We start from the raw sequence: 22,041 nt of genomic DNA, 5'->3' as shown, positions 1-22,041 counted from the left end.
TACCAACAATTCTTTTGGGACGTACTAAATCGAATTCAAAAGCTTCAATTAGAATGACCGAAAGAATGCTGTTCCCAACTGAAAAAAGTCGATTTTTTCAGTCAAGGGGGAAGTATGCCTAAATACAGGAAATAACCATTGGGAATGAAGTCATTTTGGTTAGCTGGCTATAATTTATGTCGAAGAGGCGATTAAGCCAAATTAGGGTACTGGATTTTCATTATCACTTTTTAGCTGTGAATAATTCAGGTTATAATAACAATTATTAATATAAGGGGCGATTCTAAAATGAAAAAGCTATATAACTTACCTTTTCTCCCCATCACATTTGATTCGGAAATAGAGCTTGCCTTTTATAAGAAAGTAGTTGAGACATCTGCGAAATTAGAAAAGTTAAAACAAAAACTACGCTATTCATTAGTGAATGAATCGTTCCTACAATTATTAACACTCCATGAATCGGTTCAATCCACTCGGATCGAAGGAACACAGGTTACATTCAGTGAAATGCTTGAGGACAAAATTGATCAAAAAGAAGAGTGGGAAAAAGTTGAGGTCAGAAATTACCAAAGTGCTTTAAAACTTGGAGTTGAAATGATTCAAACGGGCTATCCATTAACAGAACGGTTAATTCGTGATATGCATAAAGAATTAATGAAAGATGCTCGTGGATCTACAAGTGCAGCTGGAGAATATAGAGCCATTCAAAATTTTATAGGGCCAACAAAGGATATAAAAGATGCATCATATATCCCACCTGAACCACAATTAATGGGGGAATATATGTCAAACTTAGAACGATATATAAATGGACACCCCTATCAAAAGGATGAAGAGGATTCGTTACATCCACTCATAAAAGCTGCAATCATACATGCCCAGTTTGAATCGATTCACCCTTTTTTAGATGGAAACGGTCGTTTAGGAAGAATCTTAATCGTTCTTTACTTGCTTCAATCAGATTTGATTGATTCCCCCTTCTTTTTCTTAAGTGAAGAGCTTGAAAAGGAGAAATTCAAATATTATGCTATGTTAAATGGCGTTCGTGGGATTGGTCGAAAAGAACCTGATTGGAACAGTTGGATTTTATTTTTTCTAAACGCAACAATCAGAATGGCGGAACATCAGTATGAGAAGTTAGATCGCGCTGAGAAATTATACGAGGCAGGCATCACAAAACTTAAACAACCTTCAACGAAAAAAGTTTGGGGTGCCCTTTTCTCCTATCCAGTTGCAACTGTTCAACAAATAGAAGAAAAAACAGATTTAGCTTCTGTCACAATTCGAAAGAGTTTAGCTCAACTCGTTCAATTAAATATGGTTTATGGGGACGATCGAAAACGAAATCGCAGGTATTATCATTACGACTTAATTCGGATTATGACAGACTAAGGGAATCCAGTCCATTCATTATATACATGGACTGGATGCTTCTTTTGAATTCCATATACTTTTCGACAAAATGCAAGGAGTGGCTTTCACAATATATCTTATGTTTCCCTCGCTGCTAATGATGGTTTAACTAGATTTACACGCCTTAATGTCAGTGCTTCCCAAATGGATTCATCCGTTATATGCTCTTTTCCTGCTAAGTCCGATATGGTACGTGCTAACCGGATGACCTTGACCTCTCCTCGATTACTCCATTGCTGTTTATTTGAGACTTTTGTAAGCATGTTTCTTTGTTGTTTTGTTATTGGACTCTTTTTGATTAATTGTTCAAACGGTACCTTTGCATTCGTTACTTCCTCTTCATAACGTATATATTGTCGCTGTCGTGCTTTTTCAACCCGTTCCCGAATCACTGAGGATGACTCCCGCTCACTTTCTAAATGATCCAGTTGTACTGGATTTAATGCGAGTAGTAGATCAATCCGGTCTAAAACAGGGCCAGATACTCGATTACGATATGCTTGAATTTGTTTCGCAGTACATGTGCAATATCGAATATTGGAACCTAGGTATCCACAAGGACAAGGATTCATCGCACCAATCAAAATAAACGAAGCAGGATATGTAACCGTAGAATGTACGCGACTTATCGTAACATTCCCCGATTCAAGAGGCTGCCTCAACATGTCTAACGTTTTTTTCGTAAACTCCGCCATTTCATCAAGAAATAACACACCGCCATGTGCTAGTGAAATTTCCCCAGGCTTTGGGCTTGAACCTCCGCCAATAAGAGAGACAGATGAAGCAGAATGATGAGGATGTCGATAAGGAGGAATGTGAGGTACACGATGCGTTTCTCCAGCTAATTGGTACAAACTCATTACTTCCAATTGCTGCTCTCTCGTTAAAGACGGAAGAATCGAAGGAAATGCTTCGGACAATAAACTTTTCCCGCACCAGGAGGCCCACTCATTAAGACATTATGCTCCCCAGCAGCAGCGATTTCTAATGCACGTTTTGCTTGTTCATGACCGATGATATGATAAAAGTCTTTATATAAATGATGTGTTAATGGAGGAGTTTCTAGATTTTGTTTATAGGAAAGGGAAGAAAATGCCCGGTGTCCTGTTAAATGTTCGATTACATCTTTTATATGATGAACAACGATACACTCTAATGAATCATCAAACATGTGAAAAGGAATGGCGGAATCGTATGGAAGATATATTCTCTTAAAACCTTTTGATTTGGCAGCAACAAGGGCTGGTAACGCGCCGGTTACGTTATGAAGGGTTCCATCTAAGGACAACGCACCAATGAAGGCGGTCTGTTCAGGAATTTCCACCTTTATGTGACCCTTTTCTTTCAAAATCGCTATCGCCATCGGCAAATCAAAAAACGGGCCGTTTTTCTTTTGTTCAACAGGAGATAAATTGACAACAACTTTGAATCCCGACATGTCCCATTTTAACGTTCTTAGTGCCGACAACACTCGTTCTTTTGACTCTTTTACAGACGCATCAGGCAGCCCGACAATCACCATCGACTTCGTACCTATTGTCACATGCACCTCTACTTGCACACGGTACCCTTCTAAACCTTTTAAACCAATACTTGAAACCTTTGTTGTCAAACAGGAATCCCCCTTAGTAGTTTTAATAAATACTTAGATTTGAATAAGGATTAACGAAGGGATCGTACGAGAATATTTGAATAATTGAAAGACCGAATGAGATTCATAATACAAGTGAGAAAATCTAGGGGTATAGTGACGAAAGGAATATAGTCTCCTCAAACAAAATAATCTAATGTTCTCAATCTTCTCGATTCCCTCGTTTAATAATTCTGTTATCATGTATCGTTAACATCTTCTTAGCAGCTACACTTTCTCCTTGCTTTCGATTCATGACTGTTCACACCCTTCTTTTTATTTCATCGATTTCTTCTAACGATAATTCGGTTATTTCTTTTACCGTCTCTACATCGTATCCTTTCATTAACATTTTCTTAGCAATTTCGACTTTTCCTTCCTTTATTCCCTTCTTTTCATACGATGTCATAATTTCCATTATTTTCTCTCCTTCCTTCGGATTCATTTTTTTCACCTCGTTTTTCATCTGTTCTTCTTCTTGCTCAGAGAGTTTTAAATACGTTTCGAAAAAACCGATGATTAAATGTTGTCTTGCTGGGTCTAGTTCCATACGGATTAACATTTTGAAAAATTCTTTTTTTACTTCGATTCGTTCATTTTTAGTATAACCCATTTTACTGAGCAAAGCCGATGCAACTGGATTTTCACTTCGTATGTAATGACGCCAATTTTGTTTTTTTAGTTCGATTGTTAAAAACTGAAAATGTAGTACATTCAGAAATGGAAATTGAATGAAAAATGATTGTGGTTCATCACGGATCGTGTCGTAGCTGAAGATTGTTATAGGAAGAATTTTTGTACGGTATTTTTCATATAAGCGATTAAAATATAGAAACATTCGTTCATTAAATGACTTTTGTATATAGCTTTGCGTTTCGATATGAACAACAATAAGTCCTTTTTCTCCTTTTAATTTTGTTTGTATTAAAAGGTCAACTCGATATTTTTCACCAGCTGTTACATCGGTAAAGATTTCTTCCGACAAAAAATGAAGATGCTGAAAATCAATATGTTCGTATGCCTTTGGGAAAAACAGTAACATAAACTCTTCAAAAAATGTTGGAATTAACTCTTTAAATAAACGGTCATGGTCGACAGGCGTGTTCATTATGACTACCTCCTCTCTCGTTAGCTTCATTATAACACGAACATACGTTTGTGTAAATAGAAGAAATCAGTCCTTACCATATTTAATTAAACGTTTGTTTAACATCAACAAAAATCAGGGAGACCCACTGGCACTCCCTGAAACTCTACCCTACTACTCGAGAATAACGCGCTCCACCAGACAAAACTTCAACCGTCGTTTTTTGAATCAATAATGGTAATGTTTTGAACGAGTACGGTTTGTACACACGTTCTGTCCATTTGTGACCGTCTTTTCCGAATACTCCCATATTGATTGATGGAATGTCTAAATTCCGGATAGTTTCGTATGGAAGTGGATATAATTGATCCCACTTCGGAAAGTTTTTTAATAGAGGCTCAAGCTCTTCTTTTGTTTCATGGATGGATAAAAAGCTACCATCGGCAAGATAGGGGAAAAACTTTTTCAAAGCAAATTGTTCACCCGTCTGTTCCTGCACTTCTTTTAAAACTTTTACAATGCTTGCACGCAGCTCTTGATCACGTGTATTATCACTTAAATAGTTATGCGGCAAAAATGGTGCTGCAAAGAAAATAATGACTCGTGCTTTTTTGTCAGGATCTAATTGCTGTAAGGCATCGACCATTTTAAAGGAGAGCTCGCGTAAATCCATCTTTTCATTTCGGTTTAAAACATCTTCCAATGCTTTTTCCGTGTCAATGCCTTTACGATGTAACTCCTCTACATATTCACCATACGTTAAAACTTCCACTTCCCAAGAAAGATCGCGAGGTGGTAAATCCGTTACGAGCAAATAATTTTGAAATTGCTCGCGTAAATATTGTTCGGCTTCTTGACATGCTTGTTTTGTTTCCTCAACTAGCTGCTCGATCACTTGATTTGGTGTCGACTCATAAACGAAATAGTTAAAATAAAGCTGACTGCTCGTTGCTGTCTGCACGGTATACGACTCTTTATTATCACGCTGATATAAGCATGTTGGCGGGAGAACAAGTTCGCCAGGAATAAACTCCGTTAACTTGTAGTTGTTATGCAACCGTTCTGTAATTTTTGCCGCAATAAAGTTAGGGTCAATTCCAGCTAGTGTATCCCCGACATGCACTTCTCTCCCATAAATATAGAAGCATGGCAAAAGCTTACCTGCTGCTCCCGTATAAATGTAGCGATGATGATCACCGTCATAAAGCGGTGTGATGAAGTCGGTGTTAATGGCTAACACGTATTCTAAATTCTTTTCGTATTGCAATCGTTTTAATTCTTGCAAGGAAGCCGTAATTCCGCGATGCTCTCCTTCTTCATCCCCATTAAAGATTAATAATACGTTTCCTTGGAGCTCTTCAGGGTTCTGTGAGAAATGTAAAATGTTAGCGAGATGAACAGCTGCGCCGCTTTTCATATCAACAGAACCTCGTCCGAACAGCCAATCACCGGATTTCGCATCGTTTTGCACGTCTTGATTCGCTTGATAGGTTTTAAAATATTCTGCTAATTCATCTGGAGAAAACGCTTGATTTTTTAACAAACCAAAATCTTCAATACCGACTGTATCTAAATGGGAATGATAAATAATCGTGACCGGTGATTTAGCCTTCCCTTCTACAAAGGCGAAAAGGTTTTTACGTCCAACCGGATCACTCGGAACATCTTGAAGCCATACATGTTCCTTGTTTTCTCTAAAATAAGGAAAACTGGCTGCAATATTATATAACTCTTCAATAATTTCCACTTCACCCGTTGTTCCATTAATACTGTTGATAGATACTAAATGCTTTGTCAAAACTTCAACTTGTCGATCAATTGGAAGTAAGTGGATGTTTTCGTACATCGAATGAATCCTCCTCGTTTTAAAAAATGTTAGCTTGCAACGTTTGAATCGTTCTGTTCCTTTTGGCCGCTTTACGAAACTTCACAAAATAATCATTTGTAATCGCTTGCACATTTTTACTTAAAAATAGTAAAGCGATCATATTTGGAACAACGACACATGCTAGCATTAAATCTAAAAATTGCCAGATAAACTTTAAACCACCGATAGCACCGATTAAAATTGATGCGATATAAACAAAGCGCATGACCTTTGAAAACCGTGTACCGAATAAATATTCCGCTTGTTTTTCTCCATAGTATACAATCACAATAACGGTTGTGATCACGAAGAAGAATAACGTTGTCGAAATAATCGTTCCCGATAAAGATACGCCAAAGATCGGTTCAAGAGCTGTTGTCACCATTGTCGAAGCTTCATTCGGACCGATTTCAGTCCACGCTCCAGATGTTAAAATGACTAAAGCAGTAATTGTACAGACGATCATTGTATCAACAATGACTTCAAATATTCCCCAAAACCCTTGCTTTGCAGGGTGGTCATTTTTAGCAGCTGAGTGTGCAATTGGGGCTGTTCCCATTCCAGCCTCATTCGAATATAAGCCTCGAGCTAACCCCCAGCGAATAGCAGCAGCGACACCCGCTCCAACAAAACCACCTGTTGCGGAAATTGGCGTCAGGGCATGTTTAAAGATTAGCGCAAACGCGGTAGGTATCTCGGAAATATTAACAAACAACACGGCTAACGCACTTACTAAATATAAAACGACCATTAACGGGATTAATCGTTCGGAAACTTTTCCAATCGTTCTAATGCCACCGTATGTAACAAGTCCAACAAGAATCATGACGACAATACCGGTAACGATTGGCGAAACTCCAAATGACCCTTTCACTGTCGTCGCGATTGAGTTCGCTTGCACCATTGTGCTCGCGACAATTTCAATCATTAAGGCAATCGCAAAAAATGAAGCAACTTTTTTCCATCCGAGACCTTTGTCGATATAATACATCGGTCCGCCGACCCATTCCCCTTCTTTGTTTTTCTGACGGTAATGAATACCTAGTAGGACTTCTGAATACTTCGTTGCCATCCCAATAAGGGCGACCACCCACATCCAAAAGATAGCACCAGGTCCACCAAGAGCAATCGCAACCGGTACACCGACGATATTTGCTGCCCCCATTGTCGATGCTAATGCGGAAGTTGTTGCCTGAAATGGAGTAACACTACCGGGTGCATTACTTTTCGCAAATATTTTGCCAAATGTTTGACCGATAATGTGAGGCAAAAAACGAAACTGAAAAAACTTTAGGCGAAAGGTTAAAAAAATGCCACCCCCTAATAGCAATAGCATCATCGGCAATCCCCAAATAACCCCTGTTAATTGACTAATCATTTGTGAAAACTTCTCCATCGTTTACCCCCTCAAACCTTCTTTCTAAAAAAAGTAAGAACCTATAAAGCAGATTCAGTAATGACGTACACATTCTCAGCACAAAAAGAAAACCCTTACATTTTTGTGCATTTAATGTTACGGAACGAACCATCTTTATTTGTTTTAGGCAGAAACTAAGAATGCACAAATTCCGTATTGTGGAATTTATTCCACTATGTAAAAACATCAGTAATAAAATTAAAAAACAATATTATTTTTTTGTCAATCCTTTATATTCAGAAAATTAAAACCCGTATGTTTACAGCAATTGACCCTTCTTGTAAAATAAAAAGAAATAAATTAAAACGAATTTCTTACATGAAGTCAATGAAGGAGCACATAAATGGTTCAATCTATAGATAGAGCGATGCATATTATTCATATTCTCGCATCTGAAGATGACAAAAACGCTTGGGCTATTTCTGAAATCGCGGAAAAAACTGCCCTTCCCATTAGTACGGTACACCGCCTCATCGGTTCACTTATCAAAAATGGGTTAGTTATGCAAATTCCAGATACGAAACAATATAAAATCGGCTATACATGGATGGAAATTGGCCTTAAATTACTTGAAAATACGGACTTTCGAGATGTGACGAGACCGATTATGGAGCAACTGGCACAAGATGTGAAAGAAACAGTTTACTTCAACCTTCCTAATGGCAATTATTCTATTATTATGGATCGGATTGACAGTCCGCGAAGTGTAAGAATTATCGATAGCTTAGGAGAGCGAATCCCGCTTCATATCGGAGCCGCCAACAAAACAATCTTGGCCAATATACCAGAAAAACGAGCGGAACAAATTATTCATAACCTCATTTCTTCTCAAGAAGAGAGAGACGCACTAATAAAGCAGTTAAGAGAAGTGAAGCGAAATGGATATGCAATCAGCTATGGGGAAAAAACAGAAGGAACAGCATCTGTCGGGGCACCTGTCATTGGTTTTAATCAAAAAGTGATCGGAGCTATAAGCATCGAAATGTTAGATTACGATATAACAGACGAGCACCTCACTTTTTTAGTAGATAAAGTGAAGCAAGCTGCTCAAACGATTTCGATGAAAATTGGGAGAACCTTTTAATACGGACGGAACAAAAGCGCGAAAGCATTGCTAAAGCGGCGTACAAACTGTACCATTTCAGTAGGAGATCAAGGAAACTCGAGCGACGTTTCAATCGATGTTGACTTATCGTACGAATGAAATGGAAAGTTTCCTAGCCGCTAACACCCGGAGCTAGACGCAACCAACTATGAACAAAGTTACCCACAGGTTAGAAATTTATAATTTCCTAAACAATCAAAAAACAGGACTTGAAGCATTCTTCAAGCCCTGCTTTTTTAATTATAGAAATAACGTTAAACGACTTAAATTGTATCCATTTGAGAGTTTACGGAAGTTACATGACAGAAATGGGAAAAGTCATGTAGATAATTAAAACAATGACATGGATTGGATTTTTTTACTGTGAAACGTACATTTAAAAGTAATTAATAGTGTGTGAGTATTTAATCAAACGTTTGTTTAAATTGGACAGTATATATCGCATGTTCTTTAGGACAATATTTGTATGATTGAGCGAATAGCGGGAATTTAACACTAGTGCTTTTATCCTCTAAATAAGAGAATGATCATCCCCCTATCTGTGATGACAGAAATGTGTTTTTTATGATAACTTATGAGATACCAAACTAAATTGAATAGGAAGATTGATAATGACAAAATTACCCATTAACCCTTTACTTATTCATGCATTGACAGGTAAGGAACTTGATGATTTGCCTCAGTTTCCTACTCATTCCTTACTACCAAGTGAATTTTTGCCACTTGTATTGAAAAAAATTAATCACATTCACACCCCTCTTATTAACAATGAGCAAAAGCTTATTTGTACCGAATGCGAAAAAACAGGGACATACGACATCGGCTTAGTTTTATATAATTTACAAAAAGCAAAAAAGAACGCAAATCTAAATCCTTTATCTTATACTCAAACGACTGGCTATTTTCGTTGCATACATTGTAATTCCGCAAGTAACTGGAAAGAAACAACGGACTTAATGCTTTTCTTAACAACTGGGCTTATACAAATTCAAGCGGGAGTAGAAGACGATCGTTTTGGTTTAGGAGTAATGGTTTTATATGATGGAACCCAGCATCAATTTGTTACAGATGCAGAGAAATATCTTTTGGAGAAAGTACTGAAAAAAGAAAATGGGCATATTTGGAGCCGCCTCGGAAATTTATATTATAAAGGTAATCGTCCTGACTTAGCGATTGTAGCATTTGAACGTTCACTTAAGCTAGATCCAATGCAAACTGAATCCCTCTTTAATATCGGAAAAATTCTAATGGACATTGGCGAACTTGAACTTGCTGCAAGCTACCTTCGAAAAGCGGTTGCAAGTTCCTCCGTTTACAAGTACATGAAAGGACCTGACTTAAGAGACATTTTAACCGATGCTTTATCGCGTTTATTGGAACTACACCTAGGTTCAGATAAAAAAATACCATTTTTACCTGAGGCAAGTGATTACGAAATGATAACTGTCAGTGGCGAAAACAAAGATCATCCAAAAAATCTAACAATAGACATGGATATTTCCTTAGATCATCCAGATTCTTTGGTTCGACTTGCCGAAATCATGATGGGTAAAAAAAGATCGGAAATTCCAATAAAAGAACGGACATACACTCCTAATACATTTCAAAATAAAAGAAGAAAGCTTGAGCAAAAAAGAAAGAGGAAGAAGAAAAAGAAGTAGGACATGAAAAACGTATCCTTAAAAGAGAAAAATCATGCTTAGAAAAAGACGAGAGTGAAAACACAATTAATCTATTTGACTACATGTCTCCTGAAAGCTTCTGACACTTTTCTTTTTTTCGAAAACGAACTTACTTTAAAATAAGAAAGGGGCAAGTGAAAAAAGCGTATCCGCAAGTTCATGAAAAAAAGCGCAACCGCATGAGGGACACGCTTACACTTTTTAATTTTTCCCTAAAAACTTTATCAAAACGAAATAACCCGCAGAAGTTCAATTCACTTCTGCGGGTGTGGTTTTCATGATTTCTTTTATTATTCTGCTGTTAAAGCTTCCGTTAACACCGGTACAATTTGCTTCTTACGGGATACAACACCTTTTAAAAGTGCTTTATTGTCGCTTAACGTGACATTATAGGCTTTTTCTACAGCGGCTGCTTTTTGTCCTAATGCTAAAGCAGTGGAGTCGCTGTTTAAAATGTCTGTTACGACAAATAAGAAAAGGTCTAAGTTCTTTTCGGAAATGACGTTTGTCATCGTTTCTTCTATCTCCGTTTGGCGAGCTAATACTTCATTTACGTCAACGGCATTCACTTGGGCTACTTCTACTTTATATGCACCCATCTCGAACTCTTTTGCATCAAGGGAAATAAGTTCTGCTGCACTTTTATCACTTAAATCTGCGCCAGCTTTTAGCATATTTAAACCGTATGTTTCTAGCTCTACTTCAGCAATAGCTGCTAGTTCCTTCGCAGCCGCAACATCTTCTTCTGTACATGTAGGCGACTTAAATAATAAAGAGTCTGAAATAATCGCTGAAAGCATAAGTCCTGCGATTTCTTTTTCAATCGCTACTCCGTTTTCTTTGTACATTTTATTTAAAATCGTTGCTGTACAACCGACTGGTTCCGCACGGTAGTATAGCGGATCACTCGTTTGGAAGTTCGCAATACGGTGATGGTCAATGACTTCTAAAATGCGCACCTTTTCAATATCATCCGCACTTTGTTGGAACTCGTTATGGTCGACTAAAATTACTTCGTTTGTCTCTTCTGAAACGTTTTGAACGAAGCGAGGTGCTTCTACTTTGAAATAATCAAGCGCATATTGAGTCTCCGCATTCACTTCTCCTAGGCGAATCGGTTCAACCGATTTCCCTAATTTCGCCTTTAAATCTGCATAGACAAGAGCTGAACAGATCGAATCTGTATCTGGGTTTTTATGGCCGAAAATAAGTGTTTTTTGCATCTGTGAATACTCCTTTACTTTAATTTACTTTATATATTATCGTACAATGAAGGAATAAAGCTTTCAATAGAAATCATCGTCTCGTGATTTTGGATTTATACCTTTCTTGTATTCATATCAGTTGCGAACGCCTTCGGAAACGATTTTGACTTGTTAAATTTTTACACACTTTATACAAACAAACTTTCCCAATTTCAAAGCTAAGGAAGAATCCTTCCGTGAACTCGGTAAAGCGAAAGAAAAAGAGGAAGTAAGAGGGGCAGGCTGCCCCTATTGTACTTTGTCCCATTTTAGACTAACAACATTTCTTCCATATCTTCTTGTGCAGTGCCAATTAGTTTTAAATTAAACATTTCTTGTAGTACACTTAATACTCCTTCAGAGATAAATTCAGGGGCTTTTGGACCAATTCGGATATCCTGAATCCCTAAGCTGAATAAGCCTAAAAGGATGGCTACTGCTTTTTGTTCAAACCAAGATAAGACGATGCTGACAGGCAGTTCATTCACTTCACATTCAAATGCATCGGCTAATGCCTTTGCGATCTTAATCGTAGAAACGGAGTTATTGCACTGGCCTAAATCGATATACCGTGGAATATTGGTTCCAGGTACTACGCCGTATTCGACGTCATTGAATCGGAATTTACCGCATGACGTTGTTAAAATTACCGTATCTTGTGGTAATGAAGTCGCTAGTTCACGGTAATATTCGCCACCTTTTCCAGGTGCATCACAACCTGCAATTACAAAGAAGCGTTTAATTTTTCCTGTTTTCACAGCATCGATGACTTCCGGTGCTAACCCTAAGACGGTTTCGTGGTGGAAACCTGTCAATAACGTATCTTCTGAATCAATTGCTGCCTCTGGTAATTTCAGGGCTTTTTCAATCAATGGTGAGAAGTCATCATTGATGATTTTTTGCACATTCTCAAGACCAGCAACTTCATAAGTAAACATACGATCTGCATAGGAGCCTTTGATTGGCATTACACAGTTTGTTGTCGCTAAAATTGCCCCAGGAAACTTCTCGAACAGGCGACGCTGGTCGTACCATGCTTTTCCGATATTGCCCTTCAAATGGGAATATTTCTTTAAAGCCGGATAACCATGGGCAGGAAGCATTTCGGAATGAGTATAAATATTAATTCCCTTTCCTTCTGTTTGTTTCAATAGTTCTTCTAAAGCAAATAGGTTGTGCCCGGTAACGACAATACATTTGCCTTCGATTTTATTTTGACTGACACGAATTGGTTCAGGAATGCCTAACCGATTTGTATGTGCCTCATCGAGCATCTCCATGACACGAACTGCTGCTTGTCCGACTTTCATCGCCATATCAATATGTTCCTGCTCGTTAAAGTTCGAATTCGTTAAGGTCATATAAAGAGCTTCATGCGTAACTTTATCAACAAACGGGTCGGTAAAACCTAGTTGCTGCGCATGCGTACGATATGCCGCAATTCCTTTCAAAGCAAAAATAATCGTATCTTGAAGACTAGCAATCGTTTCGTCTTTACCACACACACCAATTACTTTACAGCCACCAGTTGGGGTTTGTTCACATTGATAACAGAACATAATCTTTTCACTCACCTTCTTTTTAACTATGTCCTGTTTAGGATAGCGAAGAATACCCCTCTTTTACTGTAAGAAAAGTCACAGTATTCTTATTTGTGTAAATTTATCCAAAAAGTTGTTACAATTTTTTGACGATTTTACAACGAAAGCGATTAATAAGCCTGAAAGATCTTTTCGTAATGTCTTAATGCACCAAGGGTAATAAACTACTTTTTGAATTTCAAAATGAATCATAAATTAAGCGAATGGCATAGTAACGTAAGGGTGATGAAACTACTCTTAATAATCGCAAAATAGCAATCAATGTAGTGAATCGAGTCACTTCTCAAATTTAAAGAATCCTAGGGAAGTAAAAAATTTAAGATATAAGAGGAATGAGTGAGTGGGGTCTGACTCGAAAATTACGTAGGCATAAAAAAACACCCTATTACGAAGAGTGCCATATCAGATCACGATTATTTATGGCCTTTAGAGTACAAGTTCATTTACCATTTAATCAAAAGGAAATCCCTCAAACAACTTTCACGTGGAGTCACCAAAATGTTAAAATTCAATATCAGCAAAGTCTTCGTAATCTACATCATGTACAATGACATTCTCAACCATAAGATTACGTAATGTAGTGACTGCTACTGAAACATCTAAGTCCAGCATTTCTTCTCCGTCGTAATCAGCTTTAAGATAAGGGACATTCCGAACAACGTATGCACAATCTGCAATCTGCCAATGAATATCTTTTTTTAGCATAGTTGGTTCATTTGTCATTGTTTGAACCCCCCTATTTACAGTAGGCATTTGCATTCATCCCTTCTACGACTCATTCTGTACTTATATAAAAAATTTTAAACCCTAATACATATATATTCAAGAAAATTCCAAATACGCATGAACTATCACGGTGTAACATATTTAATAGATGGATAAATAGAGCCCTAGTCTACCAGAAACATTCTCAAACGAGGCAATCAATATCAAAACTAAAAAACACCAAGTATCCGTATAGATAAACTTATACATCCACTCGGTGTCAAGGTTTCATGCTCTTCTTCACGCAACAGCTCGGTCAAAAGAGTTAGGCACGCATAATATTAAAAGTCATGATCTCTATAAACTTTTTATTCCGATTTAACTAAAATCTTCACCTGATCTTTTTCTTTTATGAGCGTTTCAAAGCCTTCTTCTACAAGGTCATCGAGTTGAATGCGTTTTGTCACTAGTTTTTCTGCAGGGAAATAGCCTTGCTTCATTAATTCCATTACGGCCGGGAAAATGTCACGATAAGCGATAATCCCTTTTACATTTCTTTCTTTTAAAACAATGTTATTTGGACGAATGTTTGCTTCTTTTTCCCATATGCTGACGATAATGGTTTCGCCATCAAATGAAGTGCTGTCTATCGATTGTTGTAATACAGCCGGAACTCCTGTTACTTCAAATGAAACATCGACTCCGCCATCTGTCAGTTCCATTAGTTTTTGCACAGGATCTTCTTCCATTGGATTAATGACAGCCGTTGCCCCGAGTTCTTTTGCTTTTTCTAAACGTTCTTTCGATACTTCTACTGCATAAATATGAGAGGCACCAGCCGCTTTTAAAGCTTCAATAACAAGAAGACCTATAGGGCCTGTCCCAAACACAGCCGCTTTATCACCCGGTTTGATTTTGCTCATTCGTACAGCATGTAACGCTACAGCGGCTGGTTCAACCAATGCCCCTTGTTCAAAAGAGAGCCCTTCAGGCATTTTGTGAACCATTTCTTCATTAACAACCGTATATTCAGAAAAGCCGCCGCCTCCACCAGATAGACCGTGGAAACCTAATTGCTCACAAAGATTATACTTTCCTTTTTTACAAGCAGGGCATTGTCCACAACGGAGAATAGGTTCTACAACTACTGGATCGCCAACTTCTACCTTCGTTACGCCTTCGCCAACCTCTACAACTTGACCTGAAAATTCATGTCCCATAATAATCGGCGCTATATCGTTACTAATAGGGTGTGGCTCTTCTACTGGAATAAAAATTGGACCTGCAACATATTCGTGTAAATCACTCCCGCAAATCCCTGTCTGTTCCACTTTTATTTTCACTTTCCCTTTTTCTACTGTCGGTTCTTCGACTTCTTCCACTCGAATATCTCTCACCTTGTACCATCGTGCCGCCTTCATTTGCATTCACCTCATGTTTTCAAGTTACTTTAATCGTATCACACAATTCACACCAACTTTTGTTTGAATTTTAAAAGATTTGTTAAGTTTTTATAAAATAGAGTGGAACATCATTGAGGCTGAAGAAAGAGAGGATTTATTCCGAGGCGCGGAAATCGTCCCAGCGTTTAAAGGGATTGCCGATAAAGTAGTAAAAGACGCTAAGCCTGCCCTTGACTGTCCTGCTGTATTCCCATTTGCACCGAATGCGGTGATTATTGGATTTTTATTCAGCTTTATCGCTGGATTGATTTCGATGTTCTTATTGCCGGTTTTCGGATTGAAAGTGATTGTTCCCGGATTAATCCCACACTTTTTCACAGGAGCAGCAGCCGGAGTCTTCGGTAATGCAACAGGCGGCCGACGCGGTGCTATGCTCGGTGCCTTTGCTAATGGTCTATTAATCTCCTTTTTGCCAGCACTCTTACTTCCGGTCCTCGGATCTTTAGGCTATGAAGGAACGACATTTGGAGATTCTGATTTTGGGGTTGTTGGTATTTTATTAAGTTTCTTAATCGAGTTATTTTCATAGTTTTTAATAGTGTAAGCACCTGTTATATTTCAATCATATGGCAGGTGTTTTTTTATTTTGTTAAGCAGAAAACTCAATCATGAAGGGAAAGTCACTTATAAATGTTGAAGGAACTTCCTCTTCAAAAAAGTGCATAGCGCCTGCCTATCGGCGACAAGCACAAGACAAGTCGACTAAATGTTGGATTGTGACCTCAAGTTGGTGGCGCCTAGCTGGACATTGAATGCTCCATTTCCCCCTGAAAACTTTATCAAAATAGATAAAGTGAAACTTCATTCAGTGGGGGTTTTTTCATCCCTCACTGAATGTTAGTTGAACCAATCAGACCTTTACGGGCAGTTGTCCCCCACCTATCTTCTTTGCTTTACTACAGAATCTTGAGGTGGGGGTCTTACTGCCCGTTAAGAGTGGGATAAATTCTGATCCTAATAAAAAGAATCAGACCTCCTAAAACCCCTCTGGATGAGTACGATGCCACTTCCAAGCATGTTCAATCATCACTTCTAATTGAGGATATTTTGGTTTCCACCCTAATTCACGCTGTGCTTTTTCAGAAGATGCGATTAACACGACTGGGTCTCCTGCACGACGGTCGGTGATTTCTGTCACAATCTGTTTTCCTGTTACTCTCCGGCATGTTTCGATTACTTCCTTAACAGAAAAACCTGTACCATTTCCTAAATTGTAAACAGTGCTTTCGTTATCTTTCCGTAATTTCTTTAATGCGAGATAATGAGCTTGAGCTAAATCCATTACATGAATATAATCACGAATGCAAGTACCGTCATCGGTTGGGTAATCATCACCAAACATAAATACTTTTTCACGCTGCCCTAATGCAGCCTGCAGTACAATTGGAATCAAGTGTGATTCGGGTGTATGATCTTCACCAATTCTTCCTTTTGGGTCAGCTCCCGCTGCATTGAAATAGCGTAAGCAAACAGACTTTAAGCCATATGCTTGATCGGACCACTTTAACATCTTTTCAATCGTTAGTTTCGTCTCGCCATAAGGATTTGTTGGTACTGTCGGGTCCCTTTCTTGAATGGGGATTGATGTTGGCTCACCATACGTTGCCGCTGTTGAAGAAAAGACGATCTTCTTTACATTGTGTTCAACCATCTTCTTAATAAGATGGTAAGACCCTATTACATTATTTTTATAGTAAGCGAAAGGATCTTCAACACTCTCACCCACTAAGGAACTTGCGGCAAAATGAATGACGGCTTCAATGGAATGAGTCGTAAAGATTTGATCCAGTAAGTCGTGATCATCGATCTTTCCTTCATAAAATGTTGCACCGAGAACTGCATCCCGATGCCCCTTTTGAAGGTTATCTAGAATCATTACTTCTTCCCCTTGCTCACGTAAATATAAAGCAGTGTGACTCCCGATGTAGCCTGCTCCGCCAGTTACTAGAATGGCCACGCTCTGTCACCTCCTTCACTTCGCTTTGATAAGTCCATTCTTTTTTCGTTTAACGTATTGAGTCAGGCCCGTCATTTAATTTATTTCGCTCTTGTTAAACTATGCTTTTGTTCCGTATTTGTTCGTTTTCGTAGCTTGACTGCTTCCGAGATATGAGTCTTTTGAATATTGGAGGTTCGCTAACGTTTTGGCTAAACGAATGATTTTTACTTGGGCTTGGTTGCTCGAGATTTGTGTCGATGAAAAGTGGATGAGGTACTGATGTTGATGGGTCGCTTAGGAGATTTTTTTAATCAATGTAGCAAAATCTACTTGGTCGTTACTAACCTCCTTCATATCTGGAGGATGGCTACCTATCCTTCTTATTCCTTGAGGTAATCTGAAGCACCTTGCTCACCCCCCTAAAAGCAGCTGTTAAATCTTCAGTAAATTAATGCGGTACACAAATAACTGAATGGGATAGGGACCCACCTCATACCTAGGCGAGAGGGAGATGCGTATGAAAGAAAAGCGTATGAGTGATGAAAAAATGACCACTTTTACATTAAAATCAATATCATAATGTAGTGACTCGTATTTAAATCCAAAATTGAAAATGTTCTTTTTTCTTTAAGTTTTCAAAAGGAAGATCGTCATTTCTATCATGAAGAAATGGAAATTCCGATGGAAATCGACGAAAATAATCATTATGTTTACTTAATATTCATTGAAGACATTATTTTAGATAGATTACGAGCGGGAGTTCATTAGAAATCCGAAGTAGATCAATTTTGGTCATTTAAACAATTAAGCTGTAACTACGAATCACTCGATATTCATTACCAGAAGGGGTGTTATGATGAGTATACGTAAAGAGGACCTTCATTTACTCGTAGACCTCGTAAAAGAGAAAGACACTAATAGTGTATGATCTTATCAAAGTTGTGATTGAAAAAGATAATAAAGCTGAAATTAATGTGGAAGCTGATAATTCTCCATTATCGAAACAAGAAAAAGAAATACTCAAACAAGCTGAGATTGACATTAAAAATGACGACCTTATTAATTGGGATGACCTCCATGGCTAAATATACTGTAAAACTAAGAAAACCTGCTGTTAAATGGCATACCTTAATCTTGAAGGCTGTTCAAAACAGAAATGGATTGCGAACGCTTAGTCATTCAAGAATCCCACTGCTTCAGCTGTGGGAGTGTCAAGTAGAGTGCTGTATCAGATCTAATTTTTATTCATGACTCTTGGAGTACTATCCCTGTTCCTTACTAATATTTTCATTAATAAGGATCTTTACGTAATCTCTTCTTGAATATAAAATTCGATAAATGGATACATAAACATCATCATTTTTATAAAATACAAGATAGTTTCTACAAACCAAATACCTGTAGTCTGTGGAAACGTCAATTTTAGACGATAATTCTATACCTAACATCGGGAATTCCTTCAGCTTTTCATAGCAAGCAATAATATTTGTAATGACATCAACAGCAGCAATTGGGTTATCAAGCTCTTTCGTAATGTATTCTTTGATATCATGCAAGTCTTGTTTTGCGATGGGATTCATTCTTAATTTGTGCATTAAATATTATACTCCCAAATCCTTCTTAACTTGTTCTTCCGTTAACCATTCATCTCCTGTTTTGATGACCTTCTCAGCTTCCAAAAGTTTTGAAAGAAGCTTGATTGTAGCTTGATTTTTTTCATATTCTTCTATGTCAAGAATGGCGAATCTACCTCGACCGTTTTTTGTTAAGAAAACTGGATCTCCTACAGCTATATCCTTTAAAACCTCATTATAATTTCTTAAATCAGAAACAGGCTTAATATTTGGCATAAAATCAACTCCTTTCGTCGATTATATTATACCATTATTTTACTTAAAATTATACGTTTAATTTTACAGTGAGACTAAAAGGCGCAGGCTTGACAAGGATCCTCTACGGGCATGGAAGCCAAGGGTTTCGCACACTAACAAAGGTATGATACTCGTCTCTCCATTAAAGCCTACTTAAGTTGTATTATATAAAAATTCATAATCTTTAAGTGAGATATGCTATAAACATAGACCTCGATATCCTCTACATAGGTTCGTTCCCCATTACCATAGAACCCTTTAATTAAACGTTTGTTTAACTCCTTTTCTTCAGAATGACTAGGTACCTAAGATTAATGCCGAACTTCCTGTACAATACAGTCGGTTCGGCATTTTTCGTACAAAGCTGAGGCGGGGGCAGACACCGCTTTTCTCCCCTTACCACCAAGAATATTGGTCAGGTGCCTCCCCTTTTTGTCCACTAATTTTTGGTTCTTTTAGTTCATCTCCATCTTGAATGTGAATTAGTTCAACAGTGAAATGCCATTCACTTCCGTAATCGAATAAGTAAAGAAACCGTTGATTTACTTTAAGACGGAGTTCACCAATGGTGACTTCATGAACATATGGTCCACTATCATCATCTGGAGATGAAATGGAATTTCGAGACCATGCCACACCGTCCATAAAAAAACTGTAAAGGTGATCATCATTAAATTCGAATGTCCGTTGAATCATATTGTGAAGGTCTAATAAAGTATGCAATGAAGACAATTTGAACTTCCTCCAAACCGTGTCCTCTAATGATACTTTAAACGTATAAACTCCCTCATGAATTATCCCGTCTTCTCTTGGCAGTGTACGGTTTAGTTGCCCCTTTTCAAACATCCCTTTAAACTTGAGGTAAAATGGCTCACCTTTCTCATTTTCGTATGAAACAACTCCATACTCTTCGTACACCCTATCCTCTATGTCCCATAGAATATTGTCCTTTTCTGGTATTGTACCTGGAATTGGATTAAATTCCCCTCCTATCTTTCTGGACGGTATATTCCATTCTGTAAACCTTCTCGTTGCAATGAGTGTTTGGAACATCAAAATTCCAAACCGTGTTGGTGTAATGGTCTTCGCAATCATCCATTTTTTAGAATATTGCTGTGACGATTCGTCTGGAAGAAACGTCCAAAAGCCAAAATAAGAAAAGTAATTAAGAAAATAATTCCATTCATACATGAAAGAATGTAATCCCGATTCTTCTAATAACGTCTCTTGATTCGGTTTTTGCTTGGCAAAATACAGCAAGACGTATGGGATTTTCGATATCATTCGTTCATTGCTATTCAAATTCATCCAATCCGAGTCAACCCAAAACGTTTCAAGCAAGAAAAAATACTTTTCTACATCATTTAATTCATTGTATTCCGTGAACCTTTCCGTAACACTTAATTGAAATTGTCCCGCTTTATAAAATTGCTTCGTTAGCAATCTAGAGTTTAATGCTAAATGATAAAATAAATGCAAAAGCGGGTATGAAGGCTGATCGGTATAAAGAGTCACCCCTTCTTCAGGATCCGACATCAATTGATTCAAGTTGTAAAGGTGCTTTTTTTGAATGTACTCTAGCTTTTTGGATAAAGGCACTTCATATCGATCCACATAATTCATAAATTGTTCAAAGTCATAAACAATCTGCAATGGAATGTCTTTTATTGATAAAGGTTTAACAGTCATTTGATTTCTCCTTATACCAGTATTTATCTATATTTTCATTATAGCGGGAAAAATAGGCGGTGTTTTAAATATCTTTACGTGTTGTGTAAGGATAAAAATTTAGAAAGGATGAATGATGTGGAGAATAAATTATCAAAGGAAGAATTTATTGAACTTGTAAAAAATCTATGCAATCCTAAGTTATCTGATGAAAAAGTGAGTAAATACATTGATATATTAGAAGAAAATGTGCCTCATCCAGCTCCAAGTGACTTAATTTTTTGGAGTGATGAAGAATTGTCTAAAGAAGAGATAGTCAGAATAACACTAGAATATAAAGATCCAAAATAATTGTATGCAGATGTAGCTGTCTGAAAAGGGAATATCCTTGAAAATTGAAATACGAGAATATTGATACATCCGAATTCTCAAATATGTAAAATGGGCTGTCCAAGATCGAAAATCGACTTTTTTGGACAGCCCATTTTTAGAAATTTGCAATATGTATATACAAATGAAATATAATGGCGGATGAGCACTCAATGATCTGAAGTCAGGTGTCAAGGGGTACTCCCCTCCCTGAAGGTTTATAGTTTACTCTAGTAGTCTAATAAGGTTACGATAGATTTAGTAAGGGTTGAATTTTCTGAAAAAATGAATAAATACTCTTCTTTTAGCAATACACTAGTAGCATCTATCCTTTTTTAGCTTTATCATTACTCTCAATGATGGTATAACCTTCATGAGTTTTTGATTTTTCAAACAACTCATCTTCATTTAGTAGTGTTTAAAACTGGATATTTATCTCTTATTTCAGTGATTTTTCTAAATATTCTTCAAAGCTATTAGCAATAACTTCTGTTTCACCTGTATCATAATGGAATCTTATGATTGGGTTACCTGACAAATTAAAACCTACTGGATTACCTGAACCAGCTATTCCAATTACAACAAATTTTTCATAACCTTCTAGAAGGTTCTCTCTATACTTAAGCGATTGTTCTACAAATGATGGTGTAGCAACATATTCAGCCTCTCTTAACCCTAAAATAATAGCTTCTCCTACAGCTAACAATTATCGATATCAATAAAATTTTAAAAGTAATCGTCAAATAGAAACCACCTATGAACAAACTAACAAACGTGGGATAATCTCTTCAAACGAAAATTTGAGGAGGTTTTTTTATGGCAAAGAGTCCTAATTCAGAATTACGAAAGGAATGGGAACGAAGGATTGCCGATTATAAAGCAAGTGGCCAAACTCAGGCTAAATGGTGCGAATCTAATGACATAAGTATTCATCAATTCAAGTATTGGTTGAAAAAAATCAAAGATCATCACAATACAGT

General features: G+C 37.4%; 18 protein-coding genes and 2 pseudogenes. 7 read left to right on the top strand and 13 right to left on the bottom strand.

The window, feature by feature from the left end:
* The first annotated feature begins 288 nt into the window (after positions 1 to 288).
* The gene (locus MLD65_RS16610; RefSeq protein ID WP_243292971.1) at positions 289 to 1,392 is read left to right on the top strand and encodes a Fic family protein; all 1,104 of its coding nucleotides are present in this window, start codon (positions 289 to 291) and stop codon (positions 1,390 to 1,392) included.
* A gap of 98 nt (positions 1,393 to 1,490) precedes the next feature.
* Here MLD65_RS16610 and MLD65_RS16605 read toward each other — a convergent pair.
* From MLD65_RS16605 to MLD65_RS16590, 4 genes and pseudogenes are all read right to left on the bottom strand, one after another.
* Positions 1,491 to 3,025: pseudogene (locus MLD65_RS16605) on the bottom strand (YifB family Mg chelatase-like AAA ATPase).
* Between the two features lie 280 nt (positions 3,026 to 3,305).
* Positions 3,306 to 4,151, bottom strand: coding sequence for an Rpn family recombination-promoting nuclease/putative transposase (locus MLD65_RS16600; protein WP_243292970.1), 846 nt, complete (start codon positions 4,149 to 4,151; stop codon positions 3,306 to 3,308).
* A 145-nt stretch (positions 4,152 to 4,296) separates the two neighbouring features.
* Positions 4,297 to 5,976 (bottom strand): M20/M25/M40 family metallo-hydrolase, encoded by a 1,680-nt coding sequence (locus MLD65_RS16595; protein ID WP_243292969.1) that lies wholly within the window; start codon positions 5,974 to 5,976, stop codon positions 4,297 to 4,299.
* Positions 5,977 to 5,995: 19 nt separating this feature from the next.
* The gene (locus MLD65_RS16590) at positions 5,996 to 7,393 is read right to left on the bottom strand and encodes an alanine/glycine:cation symporter family protein (RefSeq protein ID WP_243292968.1); all 1,398 of its coding nucleotides are present in this window, start codon (positions 7,391 to 7,393) and stop codon (positions 5,996 to 5,998) included.
* Positions 7,394 to 7,757: 364 nt separating this feature from the next.
* Between MLD65_RS16590 and MLD65_RS16585 the strand changes: the two genes are divergently transcribed.
* Both MLD65_RS16585 and MLD65_RS16580 read left to right on the top strand, forming a co-directional pair.
* Positions 7,758 to 8,498, top strand: coding sequence for an IclR family transcriptional regulator (locus MLD65_RS16585; protein ID WP_243292967.1), 741 nt, complete (start codon positions 7,758 to 7,760; stop codon positions 8,496 to 8,498).
* Positions 8,499 to 9,130: 632 nt separating this feature from the next.
* Entirely contained in the window at positions 9,131 to 10,180 is a 1,050-nt protein-coding gene (locus MLD65_RS16580) for a tetratricopeptide repeat protein (protein ID WP_243292966.1), read from the top strand.
* 311 nt (positions 10,181 to 10,491) lie between these two features.
* On the opposite strand, the gene MLD65_RS16575 is transcribed toward MLD65_RS16580, so the two are convergent.
* The 4 genes from MLD65_RS16575 to MLD65_RS16560 form a co-directional block, all read right to left on the bottom strand.
* Positions 10,492 to 11,424, bottom strand: a complete 933-nt coding sequence (locus tag MLD65_RS16575; protein ID WP_243292965.1) for a manganese-dependent inorganic pyrophosphatase — start codon at positions 11,422 to 11,424, stop codon at positions 10,492 to 10,494.
* Positions 11,425 to 11,714: 290 nt separating this feature from the next.
* The gene (hcp, locus tag MLD65_RS16570; RefSeq protein WP_243292964.1) at positions 11,715 to 13,004 is read right to left on the bottom strand and encodes a hydroxylamine reductase; all 1,290 of its coding nucleotides are present in this window, start codon (positions 13,002 to 13,004) and stop codon (positions 11,715 to 11,717) included.
* Positions 13,005 to 13,547: 543 nt separating this feature from the next.
* Positions 13,548 to 13,769, bottom strand: a complete 222-nt coding sequence (locus MLD65_RS16565) for a hypothetical protein (RefSeq protein WP_243292963.1) — start codon at positions 13,767 to 13,769, stop codon at positions 13,548 to 13,550.
* A gap of 350 nt (positions 13,770 to 14,119) precedes the next feature.
* Positions 14,120 to 15,172: a 2,3-butanediol dehydrogenase gene (locus MLD65_RS16560; RefSeq protein ID WP_243292962.1), complete on the bottom strand. Its 1,053-nt coding sequence runs from the start codon at positions 15,170 to 15,172 to the stop codon at positions 14,120 to 14,122.
* 148 nt (positions 15,173 to 15,320) lie between these two features.
* Here MLD65_RS16560 and MLD65_RS16555 point away from each other — a divergent pair.
* Positions 15,321 to 15,743 (top strand): annotated as a pseudogene (locus MLD65_RS16555) (PTS transporter subunit IIC); the annotation flags it as partial.
* A gap of 447 nt (positions 15,744 to 16,190) precedes the next feature.
* On the opposite strand, the gene galE reads toward MLD65_RS16555, so the two are convergent.
* The gene (gene galE, locus MLD65_RS16550; protein ID WP_243292961.1) at positions 16,191 to 17,171 is read right to left on the bottom strand and encodes a UDP-glucose 4-epimerase GalE; all 981 of its coding nucleotides are present in this window, start codon (positions 17,169 to 17,171) and stop codon (positions 16,191 to 16,193) included.
* Between the two features lie 902 nt (positions 17,172 to 18,073).
* Between galE and MLD65_RS16545 the strand changes: the two genes are divergently transcribed.
* Positions 18,074 to 18,238, top strand: coding sequence for a hypothetical protein (locus MLD65_RS16545; protein ID WP_243292960.1), 165 nt, complete (start codon positions 18,074 to 18,076; stop codon positions 18,236 to 18,238).
* Between the two features lie 177 nt (positions 18,239 to 18,415).
* Here MLD65_RS16545 and MLD65_RS16540 read toward each other — a convergent pair whose 3' ends face one another.
* The 3 genes from MLD65_RS16540 to MLD65_RS16530 all read right to left on the bottom strand — a co-directional run bounded on the left by MLD65_RS16540 (position 18,416) and on the right by MLD65_RS16530 (position 20,713).
* Complete coding sequence (locus MLD65_RS16540) at positions 18,416 to 18,748, bottom strand: type II toxin-antitoxin system RelE/ParE family toxin (protein ID WP_243292959.1); 333 nt, start codon at positions 18,746 to 18,748, stop codon at positions 18,416 to 18,418.
* Between the two features lie 6 nt (positions 18,749 to 18,754).
* Complete coding sequence (locus tag MLD65_RS16535) at positions 18,755 to 19,003, bottom strand: type II toxin-antitoxin system prevent-host-death family antitoxin (protein ID WP_243292958.1); 249 nt, start codon at positions 19,001 to 19,003, stop codon at positions 18,755 to 18,757.
* 417 nt (positions 19,004 to 19,420) lie between these two features.
* Positions 19,421 to 20,713, bottom strand: a complete 1,293-nt coding sequence (locus tag MLD65_RS16530) for an IS1096 element passenger TnpR family protein (protein ID WP_243292957.1) — start codon at positions 20,711 to 20,713, stop codon at positions 19,421 to 19,423.
* Positions 20,714 to 20,830: 117 nt separating this feature from the next.
* On the opposite strand from MLD65_RS16530, the gene MLD65_RS16525 reads away from it, so the two are divergent.
* On the top strand, positions 20,831 to 21,043 hold the full coding sequence (locus MLD65_RS16525; protein WP_481748545.1) for a bacteriocin immunity protein: 213 nt from the start codon (positions 20,831 to 20,833) through the stop codon (positions 21,041 to 21,043).
* Positions 21,044 to 21,500: 457 nt separating this feature from the next.
* On the opposite strand, the gene MLD65_RS16520 is transcribed toward MLD65_RS16525, so the two are convergent.
* On the bottom strand, positions 21,501 to 21,767 hold the full coding sequence (locus MLD65_RS16520; protein WP_243292955.1) for an SMI1/KNR4 family protein: 267 nt from the start codon (positions 21,765 to 21,767) through the stop codon (positions 21,501 to 21,503).
* 110 nt (positions 21,768 to 21,877) lie between these two features.
* Here MLD65_RS16520 and tnpA point away from each other — a divergent pair.
* A partial coding sequence (gene tnpA, locus MLD65_RS18505; RefSeq protein WP_481748546.1) for an IS66 family insertion sequence element accessory protein TnpA occupies positions 21,878 to 22,041 on the top strand: 164 nt, incomplete at its 3' end.

It is taken from the genome of Bacillus sp. FJAT-47783 (genome assembly GCF_022808615.1).
In the GTDB taxonomy this organism is placed as follows: domain Bacteria; phylum Bacillota; class Bacilli; order Bacillales; family Aeribacillaceae; genus Bacillus_BZ.
The sequence above is the reverse complement of the archived record's forward strand: the minus strand, read 5'-3'. Positions and strand labels throughout refer to the sequence as shown.